We start from the raw sequence: 22,503 nt of genomic DNA, 5'->3' as shown, positions 1-22,503 counted from the left end.
CTCCGATGATGCAACCGAATCCGAAAACTTTCTAACTCGGCGCGAAAACCGCGTGATGTTCGGCTCCGACCTCCGTCCAGTTCAGTGACAGCCCCGGCAGGGACTCGCACCGACCGATCGGAGAGAGATGAGCACGACGCGCTCGACCGCCGCGCGCGGCAGCCGTCCGCTGCCGCCGGTCGTCCCGCTGCGCCCGCGCTCGCTCGCCCGCCGGGCCGCCGTACTGCAGGACCACATGCGGGTACGACGCGCGGTCGGCGTCCCCCACGAGGAGCTGTTCCTCGACGTCATCGACGACGCCCTGGCCCGCACTCGTGGCGTCGCGAGCGAGGACCACGACGTATGGGCCCGCCTGATCGCACTGGTCGAGGAGCACGAGGACATCTCGCACACGCTCCCCGCGTGCGCCGCCACGGCCAACCTGGTCGGCCTCGCCCTGTTCGACGGGATCGAGGACCACACCGCGCTCACCGCGCTCGCCGACGAGCTGGGGCACGTCCGGCTCGCCCGGCTCCAGCACCGCTACGGCACCGCGCTGGAGACCGACTCCCGGCTCCCGGTGACCACCGCCGCCATGCGCCGGATGCTCGTGCCCGGGGTCGGCCGACGACACCACAGGCACGCGCGGACGACGGCCCTCGACGCGTTCGACGACACGCGACTGCGTGCCGCGCACGCGTTGCTCGTCCAGGGCGTCGACCGGGCCTGGACCGTGCCGATGCTCGACTCCGTCGAGGAGCTCGTCGACATCGTCGCGCACGGAACCATCAACGAGTGGCGCCACCACGTCGCGATGATCATCGCGGACCCGTGGTCGGCGTACCCGGGCCGGATCATCGACCTCGCTCGCCAGGTCGGTACGACGCACGCCACCGCAGTCGTCACGACCATCGTCGAGATGTGCCGCGACCAGCACCTCGGAGCCGCCCGGCCGCGGACGCATCCCGCGACCCGGCGCCACCGATACCCGGGCGGCCGCGCCGCCCCTTGAGCTGCCGAGGCGGCTGCAGCGTCGATCCGATCCGGCTGGGGGGCGGGAGGGACGGCGAGGGTCCGAAGCATCTGGGGGGTGCTGCGGGCTCGATGCCCTGACACAGGGACTGCGGTCGCCTCGGCGCACCAGCCACAACCACGGTGGGGAGCAACAGTCGCCGGGGTTCCCCGGAGGGAGGGGAATCCCGGCGGCTGCCTTTTCTGCTGCTCCGGCCGGGTCGGGTCAGGCAGGGGTGCGGGTCAGACAGGGGTGCGGGCGACCACGAAGATCCGGCGGAACGGCAGCACGACACCGTGGCCCTCGTCCGGGTACGCCGCGCGCAGACGCGCCTTGAACTCGTCCTCGAACCGGCCGCGCAGCTCGGCGGGCAGCGCCTGCAGCGTCGGACGGGCGCCGGTCCCGGACACCCAGGTGAAGACCGGGTCCTCGCCGTGGAGCACGTGGAGGTAGGTCGTCTCCCACGCGTCCACCTCGCACCCGAGCACCTGGAGCGCGCGCAGGTAGGCCTCCGCGCGATGGGCGTGCGGGGCGGCGACGCCGGCCGTGTGGGCGGCGTACGGCGGCTCGGCGGCCAGCTCTGCGCGCAGGGTGTGGCTGGGCTCGTCGTGGTTGCCGGGAACCTGGAAGGCGAGCCAGCCGCCGGGCCGCACGGCCCCCACGAGAGCCCCCATCAGGTCGAGGTGCTCGGGCAGCCACTGCAGCGTCGCGTTGGAGACGAGGACGTCGGCTCCCCCGGGCTCCGCGACCGCCAACCAGTCGCGCAGGTCGGCCCTGTGGAAAGACACCCGTTCCGAAGCCGAACTGTCGGAGGCCGCGCGGATCATGGCGTCACTGGAGTCGACACCGGTGATCGCCGCCGCCGGCCAGCGATCAGCGAGGAGGGAGGTGAGATTGCCAGGTCCACAACCGAGGTCCACCACGACGTGGGGATCGTCGGCTGCGACCCGACCGACGAGGTCGAGGAACGGGCGCCCGCGCTCGTCCGCGTAGGTCAGGTAGCGGTCGGGGTTCCAGGTCAGGCTCATGGGCGTGCTCCTTCGCGCAGATGGTCGAGGATGCGGGCGTTGACGACGTCCGGACGCTCGAGCTGGAGGAAGTGCCCGGCGCCTTCGACGACGGCCACACGACTGCCGGCCGGCAGGCGGTCGCCGATCCGTCCGGCCCAGCGCACGTCGAGGCAGCCGTCGTCGGCTCCGTGCAGGTACAGCAGCGGCACCCGGGGTTCGCGGGTCCAGTCGTGCGCCAGCGACTGGTACCGCGCCGGGGTCTGGCGCAGCCGCCGCTGGGCGCGGTAGTAGCCGATCGCGGCCGCCTTGTGCGCGTCGTCCGGTACGGCGGCCGCGAGGTGCGCGAGGTCGGCCGTCGCGTCGTAGCCGGGCGACCAGCGCCGCCACAGGTGGGCGACGAGGGCGTCGAAGCGCTCCTCGGGCAGCCGGGGCAGCTGGTTGAACAGCGTGTACCAGCTCAACCCGGCCTGGCGCGGCAGGATGCGCAGCCAGCGGCCGAGGTCGTCGCGGCGCGGGCTCATCACCGAGAGAGGAGGCACGGACAGCGACACGATCGCGCCGAACGGGTTGGCCGGCGAGGCCGCGACCCCGTTGGCGGTGATGGCGCCCCAGTCGTGGCCGACGAGAACGGCGCGGTCGTCGCCGCCGTGGAGCCGGTGCAGCGCGAGGGCGTCGTGCATGAGGGCAGGGACGTGGTAGCTGCCGTCGGCGGGAATGCCGCTGGGGGCGTAGCCGCGGGTGAAGGGTGCGAGGACGCGGTAGCCGGCGCGGGCGAGCGCCGGGCCGAGGTGCCGCCAGGTGTGGGCGGTGTCCGGGAAGCCGTGGAGGAGGACGGCCAGCGGCCGGCCGCGGTCGTCGAGGTCGCCCCAGACCAGACTGGTGAGGGTGACCGGGCCGAGGTCAGCGGTGCGGGATTCCACGGGGCCGACCCTACGCTCGATTTATCTTGATATCAAGATTCTCGACACGTCGGATATGGTGAGCGCATGCGGGACGAGGTGGACGAGCTGATCGAGGCGTGGGCGCGCGAGCGCAGCGACCTCGACCTCGGCCCGGTGTCCGTGTTCAGCCGGATCTCCCGGCTGGCCCACCACGTCGACCGGGCCCGGCGGCACGCGTTCACGACGCACGACATCGAGTCCTGGGAGTTCGACGTGCTGGCGGCGCTGCGACGCGCGGGCGAGCCCTACGAGCTCTCCCCCGGCCGGCTGCTGCGCGAGACGCTGGTGACGAGCGGGACGATGACCAACCGGGTCGACCGGCTCACGACCCGCGGGCTGGTCGAGCGGCACCCCGACCCGACCGATCGCCGCGGGGTGCTGGTCCGGCTCACCCCGGACGGCAAGGACGCCGTCGACGGCGCGTTCGCCGCCCTGCTCGACGCCGAGCGGGAGCTGCTGACCGGGCTCTCGGTCGACGACCAGGCAGACCTCGCCGGGTTGTTGCGGCGGCTGCTCGTGCCGTTCTCGGGCTGACGCCCGTTCAATCCGCGGCGACCTCGACAGCCGGCCGCCGGCACGCCTGCCGGCCGAGGCGGCTCACTCGAGCACGTCGGCGGCCTCGAGCCACTCCAGCTCGGCCGCCTCCTTCTCCTCCTGGAGCGCGGTGAGCTCGATCCCGATCGCGGTCAGCCGCTCGGGATCGGTGGCGTTCTCGGCGAGGTCGGCGGTGAGCTCGGCCTCGCGGGCGGAGAGACGCTCGAGGACCTTGTCGAGCCGGGCGACGGTCTTGCGTGCAGCCCGCTCCTCGGCCGAGCCGGCCTTGGCCTTGACTGCCGGTCCCTCGAGTCGTTCGATCGAACGATCTGAGGGGGTGGACGTGCCTCCAACTCCCCCGGATCGTTCGATCGAACGATCTGAGGGCGGGGCGAGATGCATCGCCCGAGCCCGCCGCTCGAGGTACTCATCCACCCCGCGCGGCAGCATCGAGATCTGGCCGTCGCCGAGCAGGGCCCACACGGAGTCGGTGACCCGCTCGAGGAAGTACCGGTCGTGGGAGACGACGACCAGGGTGCCGGGCCAGCCGTCGAGGAAGTCCTCGAGGACGTTGAGGGTCTCGATGTCGAGGTCGTTGGTTGGCTCGTCGAGCAGCAGCACGTTCGGCTCGGTGAGCAGCAGCCGGAGCAGCTGGAAGCGGCGGCGCTCGCCACCGGAGAGGTCGCCGATGCGGGCGGTGAGCCGGTCGCCGGTGAACCCGAAGCGCTCGAGCATCGAGGTCGCGGAGATCTCGCCGTCGACCGTCTTCGTGACGCGGCGGATCGACTCGACGGTGGCCAGCACGCGGGCCTCGGGGTCGTCGAACTCGACGTTCTGGGACAGGTGCTGGAGAGCGACGGTACGGCCGTGGCGGACCTTGCCGACCGAGGGCGAGGCCTCGCCGGCGAGCAGTGAGAGGACCGAGGTCTTGCCGGCGCCGTTGACGCCGACCAGGCCGACCCGGTCGCCGGGGCCCAGGCGCCAGGTGGCGTGCGAGAGCAGCTGGCGGGTGCCGCGGGAGAAGTCGACGTCCTCGACGTCGATGACGTCCTTGCCGAGCCGCTGGGTCGCGAACCGCTGCAGCTCGAGCCGGTCGCGCGGCGGGGGGACGTCCTCGATGAGGGCGTTCGCGGCATCGATGCGGAACTTCGGCTTCGAGGTCCGGGCGGGGGCGCCGCGGCGCAGCCAGGCGAGCTCCTTGCGGACCAGGTTCTGGCGACGCTGCTCAGAGGCGGCGGCCTGGCGCTGACGCTCGGCCTTGGCGAGGACGAACGCGGCGTACCCGCCCTCGTAGAGGTCGACCACGCCGTCGTGGACCTCCCACGTCTGCTGGCACACGGCGTCGAGGAACCACCGGTCGTGGGTGACGACGACGAGCGCGGACGAGCGGGAGGCGAGGTGCGCGGCGAGCCAGGCGACGGCCTCGACGTCGAGGTGGTTGGTGGGCTCGTCGAGCACGATCAGGTCGTGGTCGCCGAGCAGCAGGCCGGCCAGCGCGCAGCGGCGCCGCTCGCCGCCGGACAGGCCGTGGACGGCGCGGTCGAGGTCGACCCCGGCGAGGAGTACGTCGACGATCTCGCGCAGCCGGGCGTCGGCGGCCCACTCGTGGTCGGCCATGCCCTGGAGCACGACCTCGCGCACGGTGTGGGTGTCGTCGAAGTCGTCCTGCTGCGCGAGGACCCCGACCAGCAGGCCGCGCTGCCGCGAGACCCGGCCCTCGTCGGGCTCCTCGGTGCCGGTCATGATCCGCAGCAGCGTGGTCTTGCCGTCGCCGTTGCGGCCGACGATGCCGATCCGCTCCCCGGCCCCGATGCCGAGGGAGACGTCCGTGAGGAGCGGGCGGATGCCGTAGGACTTGGAGACCCGCTCGAGGTTGAGCAGCGACCGCGGCTCAGGCATAGGTCACCACGTGGGCACCGGCGACGGGTCCGGGCGCGAGGGTGCAGCGGTGTCCGAGGCCGGTGAGCTCGGCGACGGTTGTCCGCGCCTCCTCGACGTCCTCGTGCAGCATCAGCAGCGTCGGTCCGGAGCCGGAGAGCAGGACGCCGTCGGGGGCCATGCTGCGCAGCTGGACCTCGACGTCGACCAGGTCGGGGCGAAGGTCGCGGGCGGCAGGCCAGAGGTCGTTGGCGAGCAGGTCGCCGATCTCCTGGGGGCAGCCGCCGGCGAGCGCCTCGATCAACGCCTCCGGGGTCGGGGGTTCGACGGGGGCGTCGGGCGAGAGCTCGTCGAAGTGGCCGTAGACGGCGGGGGTCGAGAGGCCCTCGTCGGAGAGCACGACGACCCACCACACCGAGCTGGTGTCCGGGACGGGGGTGACGATCTCGCCGTGGCCGGTGCCGAGGGCGGTGCCACCGAGCAGCGCGAACGGTACGTCGGACCCGAGGGTCCCGGCGATGCGGAGCAGGTCCTCGTCGGTGGTCTGCAGGTCCCACAGCCGGTCCAGCGCCAGCAGCGTCGCCGCGGCGTCGGCGGACCCGCCGGCCATCCCGCCCATGACCGGGATGCCCTTGGCGATGGTGATCCGGGCGGCTCGGTCGATGCCGTGGTGCGCGGTGAGGGCGCGACCGGCGCGGATGGCGATGTTGTCCCCGTCGAGGGGTACGCCGTCGACCGGCTCGGTCAGCCCGACGGCCCAGTCCTCGGCCTCGACGACGGTGACGTCGTCGTACAGCCCGACGGCCTGGTAGACCGTCGCGAGGGCGTGCTTGCCGTCCGGTCGCAGCCCGCCGACTCCGAGGTGGAGGTTGATCTTGGCGGGTGCCCGGACCGTCACTTGCGTCATTGATCGTCCTTCGGGCCGTCGGCCGTCGCGTGGAGGGCGACCGTGATCGCCACGAACTCGTCGATCCCGAGTGCCTCGCCGCGGGTCAGCGGGTCGACGCCCGCCGTCCGCAGCGCGGCTTCCGCCTGCTCGGCGCCACCGGCGAGGGTGCGCAGTGCGCCGCGGAGCGCCTTGCGTCGCTGCGCGAACGCCGCGTCGATCACGGCGAACACCTGGTCCCGCGTGACCTCGTCGGTCGGCGGCGCGTGGTGCGTCCAGGCGACCAGGCCGGAGTCGACGTTGGGTGCGGGCCAGAAGACGTTGCGCCCGATCGCCCCGGCGCGTCGTACGTCGGCGAACCAGGCCGCCTTCGCCGAGGGGATGCCGTAGGTCTTCGACCCCGGCGGCGCGGCCAGGCGGTCGGCGACCTCGGACTGCACCATGACCAGGCCGTGCTGCAGGGAGGGCAGCAGCGCCATCAGGTGCAGCAGCACCGGCACGGACACGTTGTAGGGCAGGTTGGCGACCAGTGCCTGCGGCGGCGGACCGGGGACCTCGGTGACGCCCAGCGCGTCGGCGAGCACCACCCGGAACCGCTCGGCCTGGTCCGGCGCGAAAGTGCGGACCGTCGCCGGCAGCTCCTCGGCCAGCAGCGGGTCGATCTCGACCGCGGTCACCTCGGCGCCCACCTCGAGCAGCGCCAGGGTCAGCGACCCCAGCCCCGGCCCGACCTCGAGCACCACCTCGCCGTCGGTGACGCCGGACTCGCGGACGATCCGGCGCACCGTGTTGGCGTCGATGACGAAGTTCTGGCCACGCTGCTTGGTGGGACGTACGCCCAGCCGCGCTGCGAGCTCCCGAACCTCCGCCGGGCCCAGCAGCCGCGGCGCGGAGGTTTCAGGCATGGGGTCAGGCTATCGGTCTACCGAGGGAGTCCGAGCTTCGCGGCGCAGGCCGGCCAGGCGCCGTACCCGCCCGAGGCGTCGCGGACCCGGGTGGCGACCCGGATCTGCTCCTCCCGGGAGGCCTGGTGCGGGTAGCCGGAGCCGCCGTTGGCGCGCCAGGTGCCGAGGTTGAACTGCAGGCCGCCGTAGTAGCCGTTGCCGGTGTTGATGTGCCAGTTGCCGCCGGCCTCGCACTGGGCGAGGCGGTCCCACACGGTGTTGCCGGACTCGATGACCGGCTTGGTGCCGACCTTGACCACCTCGGGGGTCGCCTCGGCGGTGACGGTGGCGGTGAGGACGACGCGGCGCACGACCTTGCCGTTGCGCACGGTCACCTTGTAGGTGACGTCGCGGGTGCCGGGCACGCCCTTGGTGACGACCTTGGTCTGGCCCTGGTACATCGAGTCGTCGGAGACCTTCTGCACCGGCGCGGCCACGGCCTCGCCGGTCACCGAGCGCTCACGCTTCTCGATGTCGGTGAACACGACCTTGTCGCCGTCGGCGAGCTCGGTGCCGCGGGCGGGCTTCACCACGTCATGCTCGTCGAGCTCGACGCCGACCTCGGCCAGCGCGTCCTCGACGGTGAGGGCGGGCACCTCGCGGGTGACCGGGGCCTGGCCGGCAAGCACGAAGGTGAGCTGCTTGGGCGTGACGACGTCGATCTCGGCGCCACCGCGGTCGATCTCCGCGCCACGGCTGGTGGAGAGCCGGCTGTCGGCGTACACCGCATCGAAACCAGGACCGATCGCTGCGCCGATTTCTCGCAACGCGCCCTCGACGTCGGTCGCGGTCACCCAGTGGGTGCTGGTGACGCCGTCGACGGTCAGCTCGACGGGCCGGCTGTACAGCACGGCGATCCGGTCCCCCGCCTCCACGGACGAGTCGACGCTGGGCTGGACGACGTCGCGGCCGGACACCTTGATGCCCTCGTCGCGCAGCACGTCGCCGACGGTGTCACCCATCGTGGAGACGGTGCGCTCCTTGCCGTCGATCGACAGCCGGACCTCGGTGGACATCGAGGAGTAGCCCCAGGTCACCGCGGAGACCGCCAGGAGGACGGCGGCGATGGTGACCGTGAGCGCCTTGCGGCTGTGGGCCACGCGAAGGAGGGTCTCCTTCAGCGCCTGGCCACGCGTGAGCTGGGCGAGGGTGGGGTGCGCAAGTCGCACGATTCTCCGAACGTCGTACTGCCCGGGCCTCGAGCGACCAGCTCGGATCCAACCCCCCGTTGCACCCGCGCGAGGCGGCTGCGGTGGCGGTCGGATCGGTGGTGAGCTGGTCGAGGAACTGCTTCCCGATCCCGGCCGTCAGTCATCCACGAGAACAGGGGTCCACCGCGAAGCGCAACTTGGCGAGGGCTCTCCCAGCGGGTCGCGGTGAGCGGTGTCACCCCGTGAATGCCCCATCCGCCCCACCCGTCACATCACCGGTGGCCGGGCCCGGCGCACCCGGCGACGCGTCGGGTCAGGTTCGGGCCTCGTCCGCCGATGGAGCAGGCGACCGGACCACCCGAAGCGAGGACCCCATGACTACCAGCGCCAGGGGCGACGTCGTCGCCGCCGTGCTGCACGCCGCCGCCGCGGACTCCGGTACGGCGCTGCTGGTGGTCGAGCTGGGCACGCTCGGAGAGCTCGCGGTGAGATGGAGCAACACGGGTGCCACCCAGCTGCTGGGGCTCGCCGGGTCGGACCTGCAGGGCATGCCGCTGCACGACCACATGTCGGCACCCGACGGCGAGACGCTCGTCACGATGTTCCGCCGGGAACGACCCACGACCACCGTCGTGACCCTGCGCACCGCGGTCGGCGAGAGCGTGGCGTGCCGGGTCCGGTCGACGCCGGCACCGGGTGGGCGGCTGTGGGCCCTGCGGATCGATCCGGCGCAGTCCGAGCTGGAGGTCGCACTGCGGGCGTCGGCCGACGCTCACGAGCAGCGGTTCAAGGTGCTGGCGGAGCGGTCGCCGGTGCCGACCCTGATGTCGGAGCAGGGCATGCGTCTCGGGCACGTCAACGACGCCCTCTGCGCGCTGCTCGGCGTCACCGCCGACAAGCTGGTCGGGACCGGGTGGATGTCCTACGTGCACCACGAGGACCTGGACCTGATCGCGGCCACCGTCGTCGCCGTACTCGACGGAGAGGAGCGGGAGCTGCAGGCCCGCTTCCTGGACAACAGGCGCGAGGTCCGCCACACCGACATGAGGTTCACGCCGCTGCGCACGCCCGGCGTGGGCGACGGCTTCGTCGCGACCCTGGAGGACATCACCGAGCGGCGGGCCTTCGAGGACCAGCTCAACCACCAGGCCACGCATGACTCGCTGACCGGCCTCCCCCGCCGGTCCCGGCTGTGGGACCACGTGAACGCGACGATGGCCACGCCCGACGCGGGCCTCGCGTGCATGTTCCTCGACCTCGACAACTTCAAGGTCGTCAACGACAGCCTCGGCCACACCGCGGGCGACGCGCTCCTCGTCGAGGTTGCCGAGCGCCTCACGAGTGCCGTGCGTCCGGGCGACCTGGTGGCGCGCTTCGGCGGCGACGAGTTCGTGGTCGCCTGCGCGACCTCCAGCCTGGACGGGGCGCTCGACGTCGCCGACCGGATCCTGCGGGTGCTCTGCGAGCCGGTGATGCTCAACGGCGTGGAGATCCGGCCCCGGGGCTCGATCGGCGTCGTGATGCGCGGCCCCGACCACCACAGCGCGGACGACCTCATCCGGGACTGCGACATTGCGATGTACCAGGCCAAGTCGCGCGGCAAGGGCCGGATCATGGTGCTCGACGAGAGCGCCCGCAGCGCCGCCCACGACACCCTCACCCTGGTCGCGGACCTGCGCCAGGCGATCGAGGAACGCCAGATCACCCTGCACTACCAGCCGATCGTCGCGTACGGCGGCAGCCGGCCCCAGCTCGTCGCGGCCGAGGCCCTGGCGCGCTGGCAGCACCCGCGCCGCGGCTACGTCCCGGCGGACACCTTCGTGCGGCTCGCCGAGGAGCACGGCCTGGTGCGCGAGCTCGGCGAGCTGGTGCTGGAGACCGCGTGCCGGGCCCTGACGGCGTGGCGGGTGCAGCTGGGCGCGCTCGCGCCGGCGCGGGTCAACGTCAACCTGTCGGCGCTGCAGATGAGCGACAACCTGCTGGTCCACACGGTCCAGCAGACCCTACGGCGCTGCGGGCTTCGGCCCGAGCAGCTGTGCGTGGAGATCACCGAGTCCGCCCTGATGAAGGACCCGGACACCGCCTCCACGATCCTGCGCCAGATGCGCGAGCACGGGGTGCAGGTCGCGATCGACGACTTCGGCACCGGCTACTCCTCGCTGGCGTACCTGCGCCGGTTGCCCGTGAGCTATCTCAAGGTGGACCGCTCGTTCGTCGCCGAGCTGGAGGACGGGCACACCGCCGTGGCGCAGGCCGTCATCAGCCTGGCCCACAATCTCGGGATCGGAGTCGTCGCCGAGGGCGTGGAGACCTCGGTCCAGCAAGCGATGCTCACCGACATGGAGTGCTCGGTGATGCAGGGCTTCGCGATCAGCCCGCCGCTGCCCGAGCCCTCGTTCGTGGAGTGGTGCCGGAGCTCCTTCCCCGCGGGCCGGGGAGCACTGCTGTGAACCACACCGTCCTCGACGTCGACGCGGTCCTCGACGGGCTGGACCAGCTGTCCTCGCAACGACCGGTCGCCGCCCAGGTCGTGAGCACCAGCAACAGCGACAGCGCCGGCGCCGCCGAGCTGGCTGCGATCCTCGGCGCCGACATGGCGCTCGCGGCCCGGGTGATGAAGCTGGCCAACTCCGCCTACTTCGGCCTGTCCGGCCGGGTGACCAGTCTGCAGCTCGCCGTCACCGTGGTCGGGTTCAACACCGTGCGCTCGGTCGCGACCGTGGCGCTGGCCGGCATCGACGACGGGCAGCACCTCCCCGACGACTTCTGGACCACGTCGGTGCACCTGGCCGCGGCCGCCGGTGCGCTGGGGCCCCGGTTCCAGGTGACCACCGCGGATGCGCTCTCCCTCGGCCTGCTCGCCCAGCTCGGCGCCGCGCTGCTCCACCAGGCGGACGCGGACGGGTACGCCGACCTGCTCGCCACGACCGGGCTCGGCGTCGAGCGGTTCCGGGCCGAAGCCGACCGCTACGGGATCTGCTCACCGCAGCTGACCGCCGAGGCGCTGACACAGTGGCACTTCCCGGCCGGCATGGTCGACGCACTGCGGGCCGTGCACTCCGGCGCCGACGGGGCCCTGCTGCGCACGTCGTACGAGATGACCGCCCGGCTGCTGTACCCGCACCATCGCAGGGTCGCGCTGGACCGTGTGTCGGACGGCGTGATGAGCGAGGCGCAGGCGCCGGCGCGGCTGATGGCCATCCGCTCGGACGTCCTGCAGCTCCAGGCCGCGCTGGGGCTCTGAGCGGCTACCAGGCGCCCCCGAAGGCCGCCTCGGTGTTGGCGTCGATCGCCGCGCAGAGCTCCGCGAGGTCGTCGCCGCGCTCGGCGGCCATGGCCCGCACCGTGAGCGGCACGAGGTACGACGCGTTGGTGCGCCCGCGGTAGGGGGACGGCGTCAGGTAGGGCGCGTCGGTCTCCACCAGCACCCGGTCGCGGGGCGTGATCCGCAACGCCTCGCGCAGCGGCTCGGCGTTCTTGAACGTGACGGTGCCGGCGAAGGAGAGGTGGGCGCCGCGATCGAGGCAGGCGCGGGCGAAGGCGGCGTCGCCGGAGAAGCAGTGCATCACCCAGCGCTCGGGCGCGCCCTCGCTGTCGATCACCTCGAGCACCTCGTCGTGGGTCTCGCGGTCGTGGATCACCAGCGTCCTGCCGAGCCGCTTGACGATGTCGACGTGCCGACGGAAGGACTCGACCTGCACGGCCCGCCCGTCGTCGCCGGTCCGGAACGCGTCGAGACCGGTCTCCCCCACCGCACGCACCTTCGGGTGGGCGCCGGCGAGCTGCTCGATCTCGTCCCACGCCGCCTCCAGGGCGGCCCGTCCGCCGTCGGCGAGGATCCGGGGCGCCTCGTTGGGGTGCAGCGCGACGCCGGCGACCAGCTCCGGGTGCTCCGCCGCCGCGGCAACCGCCCATCGGGCACCGGGCAGGTCGCAGCCGATCTGAACGATCCGTCGTACGCCGACCGCCACCGCCGCGTCGATCGCCTCCCTTGCGTCCCAGGCGGCCTCGCCGCGGCCGATGTCGAGGTGACAGTGGTTGTCGACGACCGGGTGCGGCAGCGGCTCCGGGACGGGTGGGCGCTCGTCACTCACGACGTGCTGACACCGACCCGGTCGAGGATGGCCTCGGCGAGCGCCTCGGGCGCCTGGGTCGGGATCCAGTGCGAGACCCCGTTCAGCTCGACGAACCGGTACGGCGCGTCGACGAGTCGCGCCGTGTGCTCCACTCCCCAGCGGCCCAGCGCGATGTCCTCGTCGCTCCACACCATGGTCGTGGGCACCCTGACCCGGCCCCGGGTCAGCCGCGGGTCCCCGAGGGGCATGGCCCGGTACCAGTTGAGAGCCGTCGTGAGCGCGCCGGCGTCGACGATCTCCTCACGGAACCGGGCGACGTCGTCGGCGGTGAGACCGGCAGCCCGCAGCTGCCGTGCGCCGGCCTCGCGCCTGCTGCCGAGGATGCGCTCGGGCAGCCACGGGACCTGGAAGGCGAGCATGTACCAGGACTTCAGGCCCTGGGTGGAGCGCACCATCGAGGTGAGGAACGCCTGCGGGTGCGGCACGGACACCGCGGTCAGGCTGGCGACCAGCTCGGGGTGGTGCATGGCAAGCAGCCACGAGGGGATCGCGCCCCAGTCGTGGCCCACGACGTGGACCTTGCCATCGACCTTCTCGGCGAGCGCGCGCGCGTCACCGAGGAGCTCGGCCATCACGTAGTCGCGACGCCGGCGCGGCCGGGCGCGGGGTGCGTAGCCGCGCTGGGTCATCGCCAGGGTGCGGAAGCCCGCCTCGTTCAGGATGGGTACCACGAGCCGCCAGCACGAGGCGGTCTCGGGGAAGCCGTGGAACAGCAGGATCGCCTCGCCCTCCAGCGGCCCCTGGTCGAGGACGTCGAGCTGCAGACCGTCCCGCTCGACCGACGTGATCCGTTCAGCCATCGATGTGCACCACCTGGTAGACGTCGCGTTTGGGTAGTCCAGCCTGCCCGGCCACCACGGCGATGGCCTCCTTGCGTCGCATGCCGGACTCCTCGAGCCCGGCGACCGCGGCCCGCAGGCTGTCGGGATCGGTCGCGATGCCGGCGCCCGGGGTCGCGCCGGTGACCACGATGGTGACCTCCCCGCGCACCCCCTCGGCAGCCCAGTCGACGAGAGCGGCGAGGCCGTCGCGTCGCACCTCTTCATGGGTCTTGGTCAGCTCGCGGCACACGGCCGCCGCCCGGTCGGCGCCGAACGCGTCGCGCATCGCCTCCAGCGCGGCCGCGGTGCGGTGCGGCGCCTCGAAGAACACCATCGTGCGCTGCTCGGTCGCGAGGTCGGCGAGCCGGCGCGCGCGCTCTCCCGCCTTGCGCGGCAAGAAGCCCTCGAAGCAGAACCGGTCGACCGGCAGGCCGGAGACGGCGAGGGCGGTGAGCACCGCCGACGGCCCGGGTACGGCGGTCACCCGGATCCCGGCCTCGACCGCGGCGGCCACCAGCCGGTAGCCCGGGTCGGACACGCTGGGCATGCCGGCGTCGGTCACGAGCACCACGCGCTCGCCGTCCTCGAGCGCCTCGACCAGGGTCGGGGTCCGGGCCGCCTCGTTGCCCTCGAAGTAGGACACGACCCGCCCGGACAGCTCGATGCCGAGGTCGGTGACCAGCCGTCGCAGCCGGCGGGTGTCCTCGGCGGCGACGACGTCGGCGGCGGCCAGCTCGTCGGCCAACCGCGGCGGCGCGTCGCCGACCCGGCCGATCGGCGTACCGGCCAGCACCAGGACTCCACTCACGTCACGATCCTTGCAGATGCGCCACGTAGGGTTGCCCACCGTGACCGTCGTCGGCCTCTCCCGCACCGCGCTCGGCCGCCGGGTCCCGCTGGCGGTGGAGCGCGCGATCAGCCCGATCCGGCGCCTGTCCGCGCGCCAGCGGCTGGTCGGCTGGCTGGGCCCGATCGGGCTCACCGTGCTGGCGTTCGGGCTGCGGCTCGTGGGCCTCGGCAACCCCCACCGGTTCGCGTTCGACGAGACGTACTACGCCAAGGACGCCTGGTCGCTGCTCAACAACGGCTACATCGAGACGTACCTGACCGACGCGGACGGCAACGCCAAGACCGACATCAACGCCGACATCCTGGCCGGTCACACCGACAAGGTCTGGACGGGCGACCCGTCGCTCGCGGTGCACCCCGACGTCGGCAAATGGCTGATCGCGCTGGGTGAGAAGGCGTTCGGGATGGACCCGTTCGGCTGGCGGATCGCGTCGGCCGTCGCGGGTGCGCTGATGGTGCTCGTCATGTGCCGGCTGGTGCGCCGGATGACCGGCTCGACCATGCTCGGCTGCGTCGCCGGGACCCTGCTCATGCTCGACGGCCTGCACTTCGTGCTCTCGCGGCTGGCGCTGCTCGACATCTTCCTGGCGCTGTTCCTGCTGTGCGCCGTGTCCTGCTTGGTGGCCGACCGCGACTGGCACCGCGCGCGGTTGGCGAGGCGGGCACGTCGTACCGACGACGGGGTCGCGTTGACGGGGTGGGGTCCGCGGGTCCTGTTCCGCCCGTGGCTGCTGGCCGCCGGCGTCTGCTTCGGGCTCGCCGCCGGCACCAAGTGGACCGCGGCGTACCCTCTCGCGGCGCTCGGCGTGCTGTGCTGGATCTGGAGCGCCGGCGCCCGCCGCTCGCTCGGCATCCGGTGGGCGCTGGCGAAGGGGGCGGTCGCCGACGGCATCCCCGCCTTCCTCTCGCTGGTCGTGGTGGCGCTGCTGGTCTACATCGCCACGTGGGGCGGCTGGCTGATGCACGCCAAGGAGTACGAGGAGCACCTCAGCTCCACCCAGTACCGGCAGTACACCGGCCAGGGGCACTGCGAGAAGGACAGCGACTCCAAGGACGAGCACTACGTCGCCGACGACCTCGACACGTCGAAGAAGTGGCCGACCGCGACCGAGAAGGACGCGACCGGGCTGGGTGAGGCGTGGCAGTCCCTGCGCTCGCTCTGGTACTACCACCAGGACGTCTACACCTTCCACACGCACTTCCTGAACTGCTCGACGCACTTCTACGAGTCGAAGCCGTCGAGCTGGCTGCTCATCAACCGCCCGGTCGGGGTGGCCGTCACCAACGACATCTCCCCCGACGCCCCCGGCTGCGACGCGCCCGCGGACAGCAACTGCATCAAGCAGGTGCTGCTGCTGCCGACGCCGGTGCTGTGGTGGGGCGGCGTACTGGCGCTGATGTTCGCCGTCGTGATGTGGATCGGCGCCCGGGACTGGCGCTACGGGCTGGCCGTCGTCGGTGCGCTGTCCACGTGGCTGCCCTGGATGCTGTACGACGACCGGCCGATCTTCCTCTTCTACGCGATCGCCATCCTGCCGTTCACGGTCATGGCGATCACCCTCGCGATCGGGGCGCTGATCGGGCCCTCGCGGGCGCCCTCCGCGCGGCGGACCGTGGGGGTCGTGGTCGGTGGGGCCTTCGTGGTGCTGACGCTGGTGAACTTCGCCTGGTTCTGGCCGATCTGGACCAACCAGATGCTGACCCACAGCGAGTGGCTGGACCGGATCTGGTTCTCGCGCTGGGTCTGAGGGCCCGCCGACCCGGCAGAAAGTGGCCCGCACAAACCCGCCGACCCGGCAGAAAGTGCGCCGGGTCGAGCCACTATCCGCCGGGTCGTCGCGAAACTCGGACCACTTTGTGCCGGGTCAGCGCGAATCAGGAGCCACTTCGCGCCGGGTCGCGCTAGTGGTGGCGGAGGGCGTCGATCAGCTCGTCCTTCTTCATCGACGAGCGGCCGTCGATGTCGAGCTCGCGCGCCCGCTTGCGCAGGTCGTCGACGGTCCAGTCCTCGTAGTCGCCGGCCTTGCCGCCGCGGCGGCCGACCTTGCTGGCACCCTCGGAGGCCATGGCGTTCGAGATCCGGGCGGCCTTCTCCTTGCTGGCGCCGTCCTTGCGGATCTCCTCGTAGGCGTCCGGGTTCTTGATGCCGGGGCCGTGCTTCTTGCCAGGCATGACTCCTCCTTCTCGCTCACGTCGGATGTCCACGTACTCCCCGGCGTTACCCGCGCAGCGGTGCGAGAGACGTCCCGGCGACGATCCGCACCTCCCCGGCCTCGTGGTCGATCTCGACGCCCTCGCCGAGCTCGACGATGCGGGCGTGGCGGTGCAGCCAGCGCACGACGGCGGCGACCGCGGCCGGGCCGGGCTCGCTGCGGCGGTCGTAGCCGAAGAGCGCGCCGGGACGGCCTGGCCCGACGAGGAGCGCGACCACGCGGTGCTCCCCCGGCCCGTCCGGCGAGCCGACCATGCGCAGGTCGAGGATCTTCGAGCGCCGGGGCAGGTCGGGGCACCGGACGGGGATGCCGAGGAGGTCGCCGACCCGACAGCGACGGGGATCGGCGGCTCGGTCGTGCGCCATCCGGTGCAGCAGGCCGTGGGCCGGCTCGGAGAGCCGTACGTCGCTGGAGACGTCCTCGACGAGGTCGAAGTCGACGACCAGGGGCAGCTCCTGGTCGGCCGCCGCCTCGCGGACCAGCCGGTGCGCGCGCGCGAGGCTGCCGCCGAGGTGCCGCCCGAAGCGCGGCAGCAGCGCCGGGAGGCCCATCAGCAGGGCGGTCGGCACCAGCGCGCCGTCGTCCTCGATGAACAGCTCGATGTCGTCGACCTTGCCGACGAGGCGGTCATCGGCGCCGATCACCTGCCGGTCCAGCAGGTGCAGCCCGACGTCGTACCCGTTGCGCTCGGCCAGCGTTCCCATCAGGCCATCCCTCTCAGCCCTGCCCCATGGACGTGACGACCATCAGCGGGATCGCGGCGAGCGCCGCGACCGTGATGACGACGAGGTAGAACACCCCGAGCGCGTTGGCGAGCGGTCCGTTGACGTGCTCGCCGAGGTAGTCGGGGTCGTTGGCGACCACGAGGATCGGGAAGTACGTCAGCGGGAGTGCGATCGCGGAGAACACCACCGAGATCTCGGTGACCATGATCGGGTCGACGCCGGTGAGCAGGACGCCGGCGGCGACCACGGTCGCGATCAGCAGGATGAGGTGGAAGCCCGCCGCCTCCTTCGGGCGCACGAACTTGCCCCAGGGGAAGCCGAAGTACTGCGCGAGGCTGTAGCCGGTCGACAGCCCGGTCTCGCACGCGGCGCCGAAGGTGGCCGCGAAGAAGCCGAGCACCACGATCGCGAGACCGATCTTGCCGAGGCCGATCGCCACGGGGAGGCCGACCTGGCCGAGGGTCTCGACGGAGATCCCGGCCGGCAGGAACACGGTCGCGGCGCACGCGGCGATCGCCACCGACAGCACGCCTCCGAGCGGGAAGCCGATGAACACGTTGGCCCGCATCACCCCGATGTCCTTATCCGTCCACCGCTCCTCGACACCGCCGCTGGAGAAGAAGAAGACCTCGTACGGCGTCATCGCGGCTCCGAAGAGCGCCACCGCGAAGAAGGCGTACGTCGCCCAGCTCTCCGCTTCCGGCTTCTCCGCGGGCGAGAGCCCCGCTGCGAGCTCGCCCCAGTCCGGCCCGAGCTGCCACAACGCGACGGCGAAGGCGATCAGCGCGAGCCCCATCAGGCCGAGCACGTTCTCGATCGCGGAGAACTTCGCGCGCCACAGCACGATCCAGACCGCGACGGCGACGAACGGGACGATCAGGAGGTGGTGCAGCGAGCTCACCAGCTGCAGGGCGAGCGCGACGCCACCGATCTCGGCGATGAAGGTCAGCAGGGTCACGAGCATCGAGCCGACCAGGTTGAGGAAGCCCATCCGCGGCCCGAGCCGCTCGCGCACCAGGTCGAAGGTGGCCCGGCGGCTGACCGCGGCGATCCGCCCGGACATCTCGGCGAACACGCAGATGCCGATGACGCCCACCGGCACGATCCACGCCAGGGACATCCCGAGCCGGGCACCGACCTGGGCGTTCGTGACCAGGTCGCCGATGTCGACGAAGCCGCCGATGGCGGTCAGGATCCCCAGCAGGACGGCGAAGTAGCGCTTCACGGCGTCGCCTTCCGCAGCTCGTCGGACAGGTCGTCGAGGTGGTCGACGAGCGCCTTGTCGTCGTACTTCCCGTCGACCGCGTGCGCGCGGGCCTCGCCGACGAGGTCGACGGCCCGATCGAGCAGGTCGAGCACCTTCGTCGCCTCGTCGGTGCGTCCGTCCGGCACCTGCAGGCGCGACAGGTCCTCCTCGACCTTGCCCGCGGCCTCCTCGGCCTCGGCCACCAGCACGGTGGTGTACGACGACCAGGTGCGCTCCTTGCGCGCCGACTCGAGCGCGAGGCGGGCGGTGGCCACCTCGCTGGCGGCGTCAGTGAGGGCCTGCGCGGCCTGGTCGTCCCAGGCGGTCGCGTCGGGCCGGCTCACGACGCCGCAGCCGGCGAGCAGGAGGACGAGGACCGCGACGACGGCCGGTCGCTGCAAACGCTTCACCTCGTGCGGCCCCGCCAGGGGACCGCAGCCCACATCAGGGTGAAGGCGAGCGCGACCGCCGCCGCGGCGACCAGTGCGGCGCGGGTCCCGAGCACCACGTCGAACACCAGGAGCACGACCGCTGCAGAGACCGTGGCGAGGCCGACCAGTCCGGCGAGGGCGCAGCGTTGCGCGGCGGCCACGATCCACTCGCGGCGGCCCTGCCGGAACAGCAGCCGGTGGTAGCAGACCGGCGCGACGATGACGAGGGTGGTCAGCACCGCGGTCACCAGGATGGCGAGGTAGAGCCGCTGCTGGGCCCCGGTCAGGTCGGCGAACCGCTCGGTGAACGGGACGGTGAGAAGGAAGCCGGTGAGGATCTGCACGCCGGTCTGCATCACCCGCAGCTCTTGGAGCAGCTCGTTGAGGTTGCGGGTGATCTGCTGGGGCGGGCGACGGTTCTCCCGCGTCCCGGCCGGCGCGGTGCTCACGCCCGGTCCTCGTCCATCTCCTCGGCGTGCGGGTAGTCCTCCTCCGGGTCGACCTCGACCACCGGCTCGTCGAGCGGGGCCTCGGGGTCGGTCGGCACGTCGGGGTCGTCGGGGACGGGTGGCTCGTCCGGCGCCACCGGTCGCTCGGGGTCGGGAATGGTCATCGTCGGTCCTCCTCGTCCTGGCTGCCGGTGCGGGCGTTCGGCCCGGTCCTGCCCTCCTGCACGGCACGGTCGGTCGGGTGGCCCGCCACCGAGTCCGACGGGGCCTCGACCTCGCCGGCGTCGTCGAGGTTGCCCACCTCGGACACCTGGCCCTTCGAGACGTGCGCGCGATGTCGTGGGTCCCGCGGTCGGTTCTCCATGGCCGGGAGGTACCCGGGAGCTGGGTCAGAACACGGGTTTTCCGCCGGTGACCCCGAGCACCGTGCCGGAGACGTACGACGCGTCGGCGGGCGAGGCGAGGAAGACGAACGCGGGTGCCACCTCGGCCGGCTGGCCGGCCCGTCCGAGCGGGGTGTCGGTGCCGAAGTGCTCGACCTTCTCCGGCTCCTGGGTGGCCGGCTGCAGCGGGGTCCAGATCGGTCCGGGCGCGACCGCGTTGACCCGCACGCCGTCGCCGCCGAGCGAGGCGGCGAGGTTGACGGTGAGGTTGTTGATCGCGGCCTTGGTGGCGGCATAGTCGAGCAGCGTCTCGGAGGGCTCGAAGGCCTGGATCGAGGCGTTGTTGACGATGCAGCCGGGGCGCTTGCGCAGGTGCGGAGCGGCGGCCCGGACCAGCCACATCAGCGCGTACAGGTTGGTCTTGAAGGTGCGGTCGATCCGCTCGTCGCTCAGGTCGTCGACGGCGTGGTCGCGCGCCATCTGGTAGCCGGCGTTGTTGACCAGCACGTCGAGGCCGCCGAGCTCGTCAGCGGTGCGTCGTACCGCCTCGTCACAGGCGTCGCTGGTGCGCAGGTCGAGCGCCATCGGCAGCACCCGGCGCCCCGCCTCGGTCACCAGCGCGGAGGTCGCGTCAGCGTCGGGCTGCTCCTCGGGCAGGTAGGTGAACGCGACGTCGGCACCCTCACGGGCGTAGGCGATCGCCACGGCGCGGCCGATCCCGGAGTCGCCTCCGGTGATCAGGGCGACCTGGCCCTCGAGTCGGCCGTGGCCGACGTACGACCGCTCGCCGTGATCGGGCTCCGGGGTCATCTCCCCCGTGAGTCCCGGGGGCGTCTGCTGCTGGGCGGGAAAGGCCTTCTCGGTCATCTTCGGCCGTTACCCGGGTTGACCGCGCAGAGTCGGGTACGGCGAGGTCTGCATCGACGAGGACCGAAGCAGTGACCGGACTCAGTCGGGCTGGTTTCCCCGAGCCGCCCGGCTGGCGGTGAGGTCGTCGAGCAGTGCGTCCAGCAACCGGCGCAGCCCCGGGTGGCTGACATGCCCCTCCCGAGCCACCTGGATCAGGCGCTCGGCGACCTCCCGCACCTTCACGTTGCGATTGCGCGACCACCACTTGAGCATCGCGAATGCCGCCTCCGCGTCGAGGCCGTAGCCCAGCATGAGGATGCCCTTGGCCTGCTCGATGGTGTCGCGCGAGGCGGCCGACGCGGCCACCGCGGCGTCGGCCGCGGCCGCGGTCTCGGCCTCGAGCTCGGGAGTCAGGTCGACGTAGTAGCCGACGAGGCGATCGGCCTTGCCGCTGGTCCGCCCGCCGTCGTACTGGCCCTCGCCGCACAGGACGACGTTGCGGATCTCGCCGGCGACCACGATCCGGTAGTAGACGTTGAAGGGCGCTCCGTCGCCGATGGCCTCCTCGAGCGTCCGCTCCACGAGTTGGCGGTCCTGCTCGTGCTTGTGTCGCATGACCAGCTCGGTGGTCGGCTCGACCTCACCCGGCCGGTAGCCATGGATCGCGAAGACGTCCTCGTCCCACTCCCACGTCCCGTCGACCACGTGGAACACGAAGCGGCCGGTCTGTCGCGCGCCGTCCGTGGGCACCAGCCCGTCCAGCGGCGCCGGTTCACCTCCCGCGACTCCTCGACCCATCTCACCCTCCGTGGCGTGCGACTCGGTGACCGCGTATGCGGTCCGACGGCCGGGGTACCCCGCAACCACCCGGAGGAGGTCGGCATGGGACGACAGACCGTCTGCGATGAGAACTATCCCGAACGTCGTGCGTCGCGCACAACAGGGGGTCACCTCCTGGCGCTGCTCGCGGTCCGACGGGTCGCGCTACGCCTGATCCTGGGCGAGCTGTGGGAGGGAAGGACGAGGACCGGATGAGGCTGCCCGAGCCCTGTGGCCCCCTCAGCGAGGGCGTGGTCGAGACCTTGCGGGCCCGACCACACGGCCCGCACGCCGTGCCGGAGCCGCGGGCGATGGGAGACGTCACCTACCCGCTGACCGACCGCGACCTCCAGCTCGCGCTGTGGGTGCTCTACGAGCTCCACTACCGCGGGTTCGACGACGTCGACGACCCGCACGCCGAGTGGGACCCGCTGCTCATGGTCAGCCGGGCCGCGCTCGAGCGCACCTTCGAGCACGCCGTCAGGCAGCTGGTGGACCAGACCCCCGACGACGCGCCGGCGCTCGAGGACCTCGGCGACACCCCTGCCGAGCAGGTCACCGCCGCCCTGGTCCGGATGACCGCGCGCTCGGGTCCCTCGGACGTGGCCCAGTTCCTGCACCGCCGGGCGACCCGTGAGGAGTTCTGCTCCTACCTCTCCGAGCGGGCCGTCTACCACCTGCGCGAGTCCGACCCGCAGAGCTTCGTGCTGCCGCGGATCGGCGGCGCCGCCAAGGTGGCCCTCGCCGAACTGCAGTACGACGAGTACGGCGGCGGCCGCCCCGACCGGCTGCACCAGGCGCTGTTCGCCCGCGCCCTGGCCTCGCTGGACCTGCCGACCGACCTGGCGCCGTACGTCGAGCAGGCCTCGGGCGCGACCCTCGCCTCGGTCAACCTGATGTCGCTGTTCGCCCTCAACCGCCGCCTGCGCGGCGCGGCGATGGGCCACCTCGCGGCGTTCGAGGCGACCAGCTCGCTGCCGTGCGAGCGGATCCTGCGCGGGGCCCGGCGACTGCGGCTGCCCGAGGCCGTGGCCGACTACTACGACGAGCACGTCGAGGCGGACGCTGTGCACGAGCAGCTCGCGATCCGCGGGATCTGCGCGGCTCTCGTCGACGACGAACCCGCGCTGGCGCCCGACGTGGTGTTCGGCGCGACCGCCTGCCTGGCCGTCGACGGCCTGGCCGGCGAGGTGCTGCTCGACGCCTGGCGAACCAGCCGCGAGGACCGGGCCGCGGGGTGATGCGGC

The 22,503-nt window shown here is 72.3% G+C and carries 24 protein-coding genes; 6 read left to right on the top strand and 18 right to left on the bottom strand.

Features of this window, described 5'->3' with window-relative positions:
• The first annotated feature begins 127 nt into the window (after positions 1 to 127).
• Positions 128 to 991, top strand: coding sequence for a hypothetical protein (locus FBY23_RS06875; protein ID WP_141797466.1), 864 nt, complete (start codon positions 128 to 130; stop codon positions 989 to 991).
• A gap of 242 nt (positions 992 to 1,233) precedes the next feature.
• On the opposite strand, the gene FBY23_RS06870 is transcribed toward FBY23_RS06875, so the two are convergent.
• Together FBY23_RS06870 and FBY23_RS06865 are read right to left on the bottom strand one after the other, a co-directional pair.
• Entirely contained in the window at positions 1,234 to 2,019 is a 786-nt protein-coding gene (locus FBY23_RS06870) for a methyltransferase domain-containing protein (protein ID WP_141797465.1), read from the bottom strand.
• Positions 2,016 to 2,921 (bottom strand): alpha/beta fold hydrolase, encoded by a 906-nt coding sequence (locus FBY23_RS06865; RefSeq protein WP_141797464.1) that lies wholly within the window; start codon positions 2,919 to 2,921, stop codon positions 2,016 to 2,018. The genes FBY23_RS06870 and FBY23_RS06865 overlap by 4 nt, the downstream gene beginning before the upstream one ends.
• A gap of 66 nt (positions 2,922 to 2,987) precedes the next feature.
• On the opposite strand from FBY23_RS06865, the gene FBY23_RS06860 reads away from it, so the two are divergent.
• Entirely contained in the window at positions 2,988 to 3,476 is a 489-nt protein-coding gene (locus FBY23_RS06860; protein ID WP_141797463.1) for a MarR family winged helix-turn-helix transcriptional regulator, read from the top strand.
• A gap of 63 nt (positions 3,477 to 3,539) precedes the next feature.
• On the opposite strand, the gene FBY23_RS06855 is transcribed toward FBY23_RS06860, so the two are convergent.
• The 4 genes from FBY23_RS06855 to FBY23_RS06840 are packed head-to-tail and all read right to left on the bottom strand — an operon-like array spanning position 3,540 to position 8,284.
• On the bottom strand, positions 3,540 to 5,375 hold the full coding sequence (locus tag FBY23_RS06855) for an ABC-F family ATP-binding cassette domain-containing protein (protein ID WP_141797462.1): 1,836 nt from the start codon (positions 5,373 to 5,375) through the stop codon (positions 3,540 to 3,542).
• Positions 5,368 to 6,261 carry a 4-(cytidine 5'-diphospho)-2-C-methyl-D-erythritol kinase gene (locus FBY23_RS06850; protein WP_141797461.1) on the bottom strand — a complete coding sequence of 298 codons (894 nt, stop codon included), beginning with the start codon at positions 6,259 to 6,261 and terminating at the stop codon, positions 5,368 to 5,370. Before FBY23_RS06850 ends, FBY23_RS06855 begins: the two co-directional genes overlap by 8 nt.
• Positions 6,258 to 7,145, bottom strand: coding sequence for a 16S rRNA (adenine(1518)-N(6)/adenine(1519)-N(6))-dimethyltransferase RsmA (gene rsmA, locus FBY23_RS06845; RefSeq protein WP_141797460.1), 888 nt, complete (start codon positions 7,143 to 7,145; stop codon positions 6,258 to 6,260). The genes FBY23_RS06850 and rsmA overlap by 4 nt, the downstream gene beginning before the upstream one ends.
• A 17-nt stretch (positions 7,146 to 7,162) precedes the next feature.
• Complete coding sequence (locus FBY23_RS06840; protein WP_313901091.1) at positions 7,163 to 8,284, bottom strand: transglycosylase family protein; 1,122 nt, start codon at positions 8,282 to 8,284, stop codon at positions 7,163 to 7,165.
• A 425-nt stretch (positions 8,285 to 8,709) separates the two neighbouring features.
• Here FBY23_RS06840 and FBY23_RS06835 point away from each other — a divergent pair, with 425 nt between their 5' ends.
• Both FBY23_RS06835 and FBY23_RS06830 read left to right on the top strand, forming a co-directional pair.
• Positions 8,710 to 10,785 (top strand): bifunctional diguanylate cyclase/phosphodiesterase, encoded by a 2,076-nt coding sequence (locus tag FBY23_RS06835; RefSeq protein WP_141797459.1) that lies wholly within the window; start codon positions 8,710 to 8,712, stop codon positions 10,783 to 10,785.
• Positions 10,782 to 11,579, top strand: a complete 798-nt coding sequence (locus tag FBY23_RS06830; protein WP_141797458.1) for an HDOD domain-containing protein — start codon at positions 10,782 to 10,784, stop codon at positions 11,577 to 11,579. The genes FBY23_RS06835 and FBY23_RS06830 overlap by 4 nt, the downstream gene beginning before the upstream one ends.
• Before the next feature lie 4 nt (positions 11,580 to 11,583).
• Here FBY23_RS06830 and FBY23_RS06825 read toward each other — a convergent pair whose 3' ends face one another.
• The 3 genes from FBY23_RS06825 to rsmI are packed head-to-tail and all read right to left on the bottom strand — an operon-like array spanning position 11,584 to position 14,100.
• Complete coding sequence (locus FBY23_RS06825; RefSeq protein ID WP_141797457.1) at positions 11,584 to 12,429, bottom strand: TatD family hydrolase; 846 nt, start codon at positions 12,427 to 12,429, stop codon at positions 11,584 to 11,586.
• A complete protein-coding gene (locus FBY23_RS06820; RefSeq protein WP_141797456.1) occupies positions 12,426 to 13,271 on the bottom strand; it encodes an alpha/beta fold hydrolase in 846 nt (281 codons plus the stop codon). The genes FBY23_RS06825 and FBY23_RS06820 overlap by 4 nt, the downstream gene beginning before the upstream one ends.
• A complete protein-coding gene (gene rsmI / locus FBY23_RS06815) occupies positions 13,264 to 14,100 on the bottom strand; it encodes a 16S rRNA (cytidine(1402)-2'-O)-methyltransferase (protein WP_141797455.1) in 837 nt (278 codons plus the stop codon). Before rsmI ends, FBY23_RS06820 begins: the two co-directional genes overlap by 8 nt.
• A 40-nt stretch (positions 14,101 to 14,140) precedes the next feature.
• Here rsmI and FBY23_RS06810 point away from each other — a divergent pair, with 40 nt between their 5' ends.
• Positions 14,141 to 15,889, top strand: a complete 1,749-nt coding sequence (locus FBY23_RS06810; protein WP_260805797.1) for a dolichyl-phosphate-mannose--protein mannosyltransferase — start codon at positions 14,141 to 14,143, stop codon at positions 15,887 to 15,889.
• 154 nt (positions 15,890 to 16,043) lie between these two features.
• Here the strand turns inward: FBY23_RS06810 and FBY23_RS06805 are convergent, their stop codons facing one another.
• From FBY23_RS06805 to FBY23_RS06775, 9 genes are all read right to left on the bottom strand, one after another.
• Complete coding sequence (locus FBY23_RS06805) at positions 16,044 to 16,313, bottom strand: Rho termination factor N-terminal domain-containing protein (protein WP_141797453.1); 270 nt, start codon at positions 16,311 to 16,313, stop codon at positions 16,044 to 16,046.
• A gap of 46 nt (positions 16,314 to 16,359) precedes the next feature.
• A complete protein-coding gene (locus FBY23_RS06800; RefSeq protein WP_141797452.1) occupies positions 16,360 to 17,058 on the bottom strand; it encodes a hypothetical protein in 699 nt (232 codons plus the stop codon).
• A gap of 13 nt (positions 17,059 to 17,071) precedes the next feature.
• Positions 17,072 to 18,304 carry an NRAMP family divalent metal transporter gene (locus tag FBY23_RS06795; protein WP_141797451.1) on the bottom strand — a complete coding sequence of 411 codons (1,233 nt, stop codon included), beginning with the start codon at positions 18,302 to 18,304 and terminating at the stop codon, positions 17,072 to 17,074.
• A complete protein-coding gene (locus FBY23_RS06790; RefSeq protein WP_141797450.1) occupies positions 18,301 to 18,726 on the bottom strand; it encodes a hypothetical protein in 426 nt (141 codons plus the stop codon). Before FBY23_RS06790 ends, FBY23_RS06795 begins: the two co-directional genes overlap by 4 nt.
• A 5-nt stretch (positions 18,727 to 18,731) precedes the next feature.
• Positions 18,732 to 19,205, bottom strand: a complete 474-nt coding sequence (locus FBY23_RS06785) for a DUF6328 family protein (RefSeq protein ID WP_141797449.1) — start codon at positions 19,203 to 19,205, stop codon at positions 18,732 to 18,734.
• Positions 19,202 to 19,369, bottom strand: a complete 168-nt coding sequence (locus FBY23_RS25910) for a hypothetical protein (RefSeq protein WP_160158182.1) — start codon at positions 19,367 to 19,369, stop codon at positions 19,202 to 19,204. Before FBY23_RS25910 ends, FBY23_RS06785 begins: the two co-directional genes overlap by 4 nt.
• The gene (locus FBY23_RS25905; RefSeq protein ID WP_160158181.1) at positions 19,366 to 19,506 is read right to left on the bottom strand and encodes a hypothetical protein; all 141 of its coding nucleotides are present in this window, start codon (positions 19,504 to 19,506) and stop codon (positions 19,366 to 19,368) included. Before FBY23_RS25905 ends, FBY23_RS25910 begins: the two co-directional genes overlap by 4 nt.
• An 88-nt stretch (positions 19,507 to 19,594) precedes the next feature.
• Positions 19,595 to 20,455, bottom strand: a complete 861-nt coding sequence (locus FBY23_RS06780; protein ID WP_141797448.1) for an SDR family oxidoreductase — start codon at positions 20,453 to 20,455, stop codon at positions 19,595 to 19,597.
• 81 nt (positions 20,456 to 20,536) lie between these two features.
• On the bottom strand, positions 20,537 to 21,235 hold the full coding sequence (locus FBY23_RS06775; RefSeq protein WP_141797447.1) for a PAS and ANTAR domain-containing protein: 699 nt from the start codon (positions 21,233 to 21,235) through the stop codon (positions 20,537 to 20,539).
• Positions 21,236 to 21,468: 233 nt separating this feature from the next.
• Here FBY23_RS06775 and FBY23_RS06770 point away from each other — a divergent pair, with 233 nt between their 5' ends.
• Positions 21,469 to 22,497 (top strand): iron-containing redox enzyme family protein, encoded by a 1,029-nt coding sequence (locus FBY23_RS06770; protein WP_141797446.1) that lies wholly within the window; start codon positions 21,469 to 21,471, stop codon positions 22,495 to 22,497.
• Positions 22,498 to 22,503: the final 6 nt, after the last annotated feature.

Origin of the sequence: Nocardioides sp. SLBN-35, assembly GCF_006715725.1 — a bacterium.
GTDB lineage: Bacteria > Actinomycetota > Actinomycetes > Propionibacteriales > Nocardioidaceae > Nocardioides.
The sequence above is the reverse complement of the archived record's forward strand: the minus strand, read 5'-3'. Positions and strand labels throughout refer to the sequence as shown.

What these genes read in the sequence shown, in the direction of transcription:
- FBY23_RS06770 (WP_141797446.1), top strand. Translation starts at nt 21,469, where the DNA reads ATGAGGCTGCCCGAGCCCTGTGGCCCCCTCAGCGAGGGCGTGGTCGAG.
- FBY23_RS06820 (WP_141797456.1), bottom strand. Translation starts at nt 13,271, where the DNA reads ATGGCTGAACGGATCACGTCGGTCGAGCGGGACGGTCTGCAGCTCGAC.
- FBY23_RS06850 (WP_141797461.1), bottom strand. Translation starts at nt 6,261, where the DNA reads ATGACGCAAGTGACGGTCCGGGCACCCGCCAAGATCAACCTCCACCTC.
- FBY23_RS06860 (WP_141797463.1), top strand. Translation starts at nt 2,988, where the DNA reads ATGCGGGACGAGGTGGACGAGCTGATCGAGGCGTGGGCGCGCGAGCGC.
- FBY23_RS06780 (WP_141797448.1), bottom strand. Translation starts at nt 20,455, where the DNA reads ATGACCGAGAAGGCCTTTCCCGCCCAGCAGCAGACGCCCCCGGGACTC.
- FBY23_RS06835 (WP_141797459.1), top strand. Translation starts at nt 8,710, where the DNA reads ATGACTACCAGCGCCAGGGGCGACGTCGTCGCCGCCGTGCTGCACGCC.
- FBY23_RS06870 (WP_141797465.1), bottom strand. Translation starts at nt 2,019, where the DNA reads ATGAGCCTGACCTGGAACCCCGACCGCTACCTGACCTACGCGGACGAG.
- FBY23_RS06800 (WP_141797452.1), bottom strand. Translation starts at nt 17,058, where the DNA reads ATGGGAACGCTGGCCGAGCGCAACGGGTACGACGTCGGGCTGCACCTG.
- FBY23_RS06855 (WP_141797462.1), bottom strand. Translation starts at nt 5,375, where the DNA reads ATGCCTGAGCCGCGGTCGCTGCTCAACCTCGAGCGGGTCTCCAAGTCC.
- FBY23_RS06805 (WP_141797453.1), bottom strand. Translation starts at nt 16,313, where the DNA reads ATGCCTGGCAAGAAGCACGGCCCCGGCATCAAGAACCCGGACGCCTAC.
- rsmA (WP_141797460.1), bottom strand. Translation starts at nt 7,145, where the DNA reads ATGCCTGAAACCTCCGCGCCGCGGCTGCTGGGCCCGGCGGAGGTTCGG.
- FBY23_RS25910 (WP_160158182.1), bottom strand. Translation starts at nt 19,369, where the DNA reads ATGACCATTCCCGACCCCGAGCGACCGGTGGCGCCGGACGAGCCACCC.
- FBY23_RS06875 (WP_141797466.1), top strand. Translation starts at nt 128, where the DNA reads ATGAGCACGACGCGCTCGACCGCCGCGCGCGGCAGCCGTCCGCTGCCG.
- FBY23_RS06775 (WP_141797447.1), bottom strand. Translation starts at nt 21,235, where the DNA reads ATGGGTCGAGGAGTCGCGGGAGGTGAACCGGCGCCGCTGGACGGGCTG.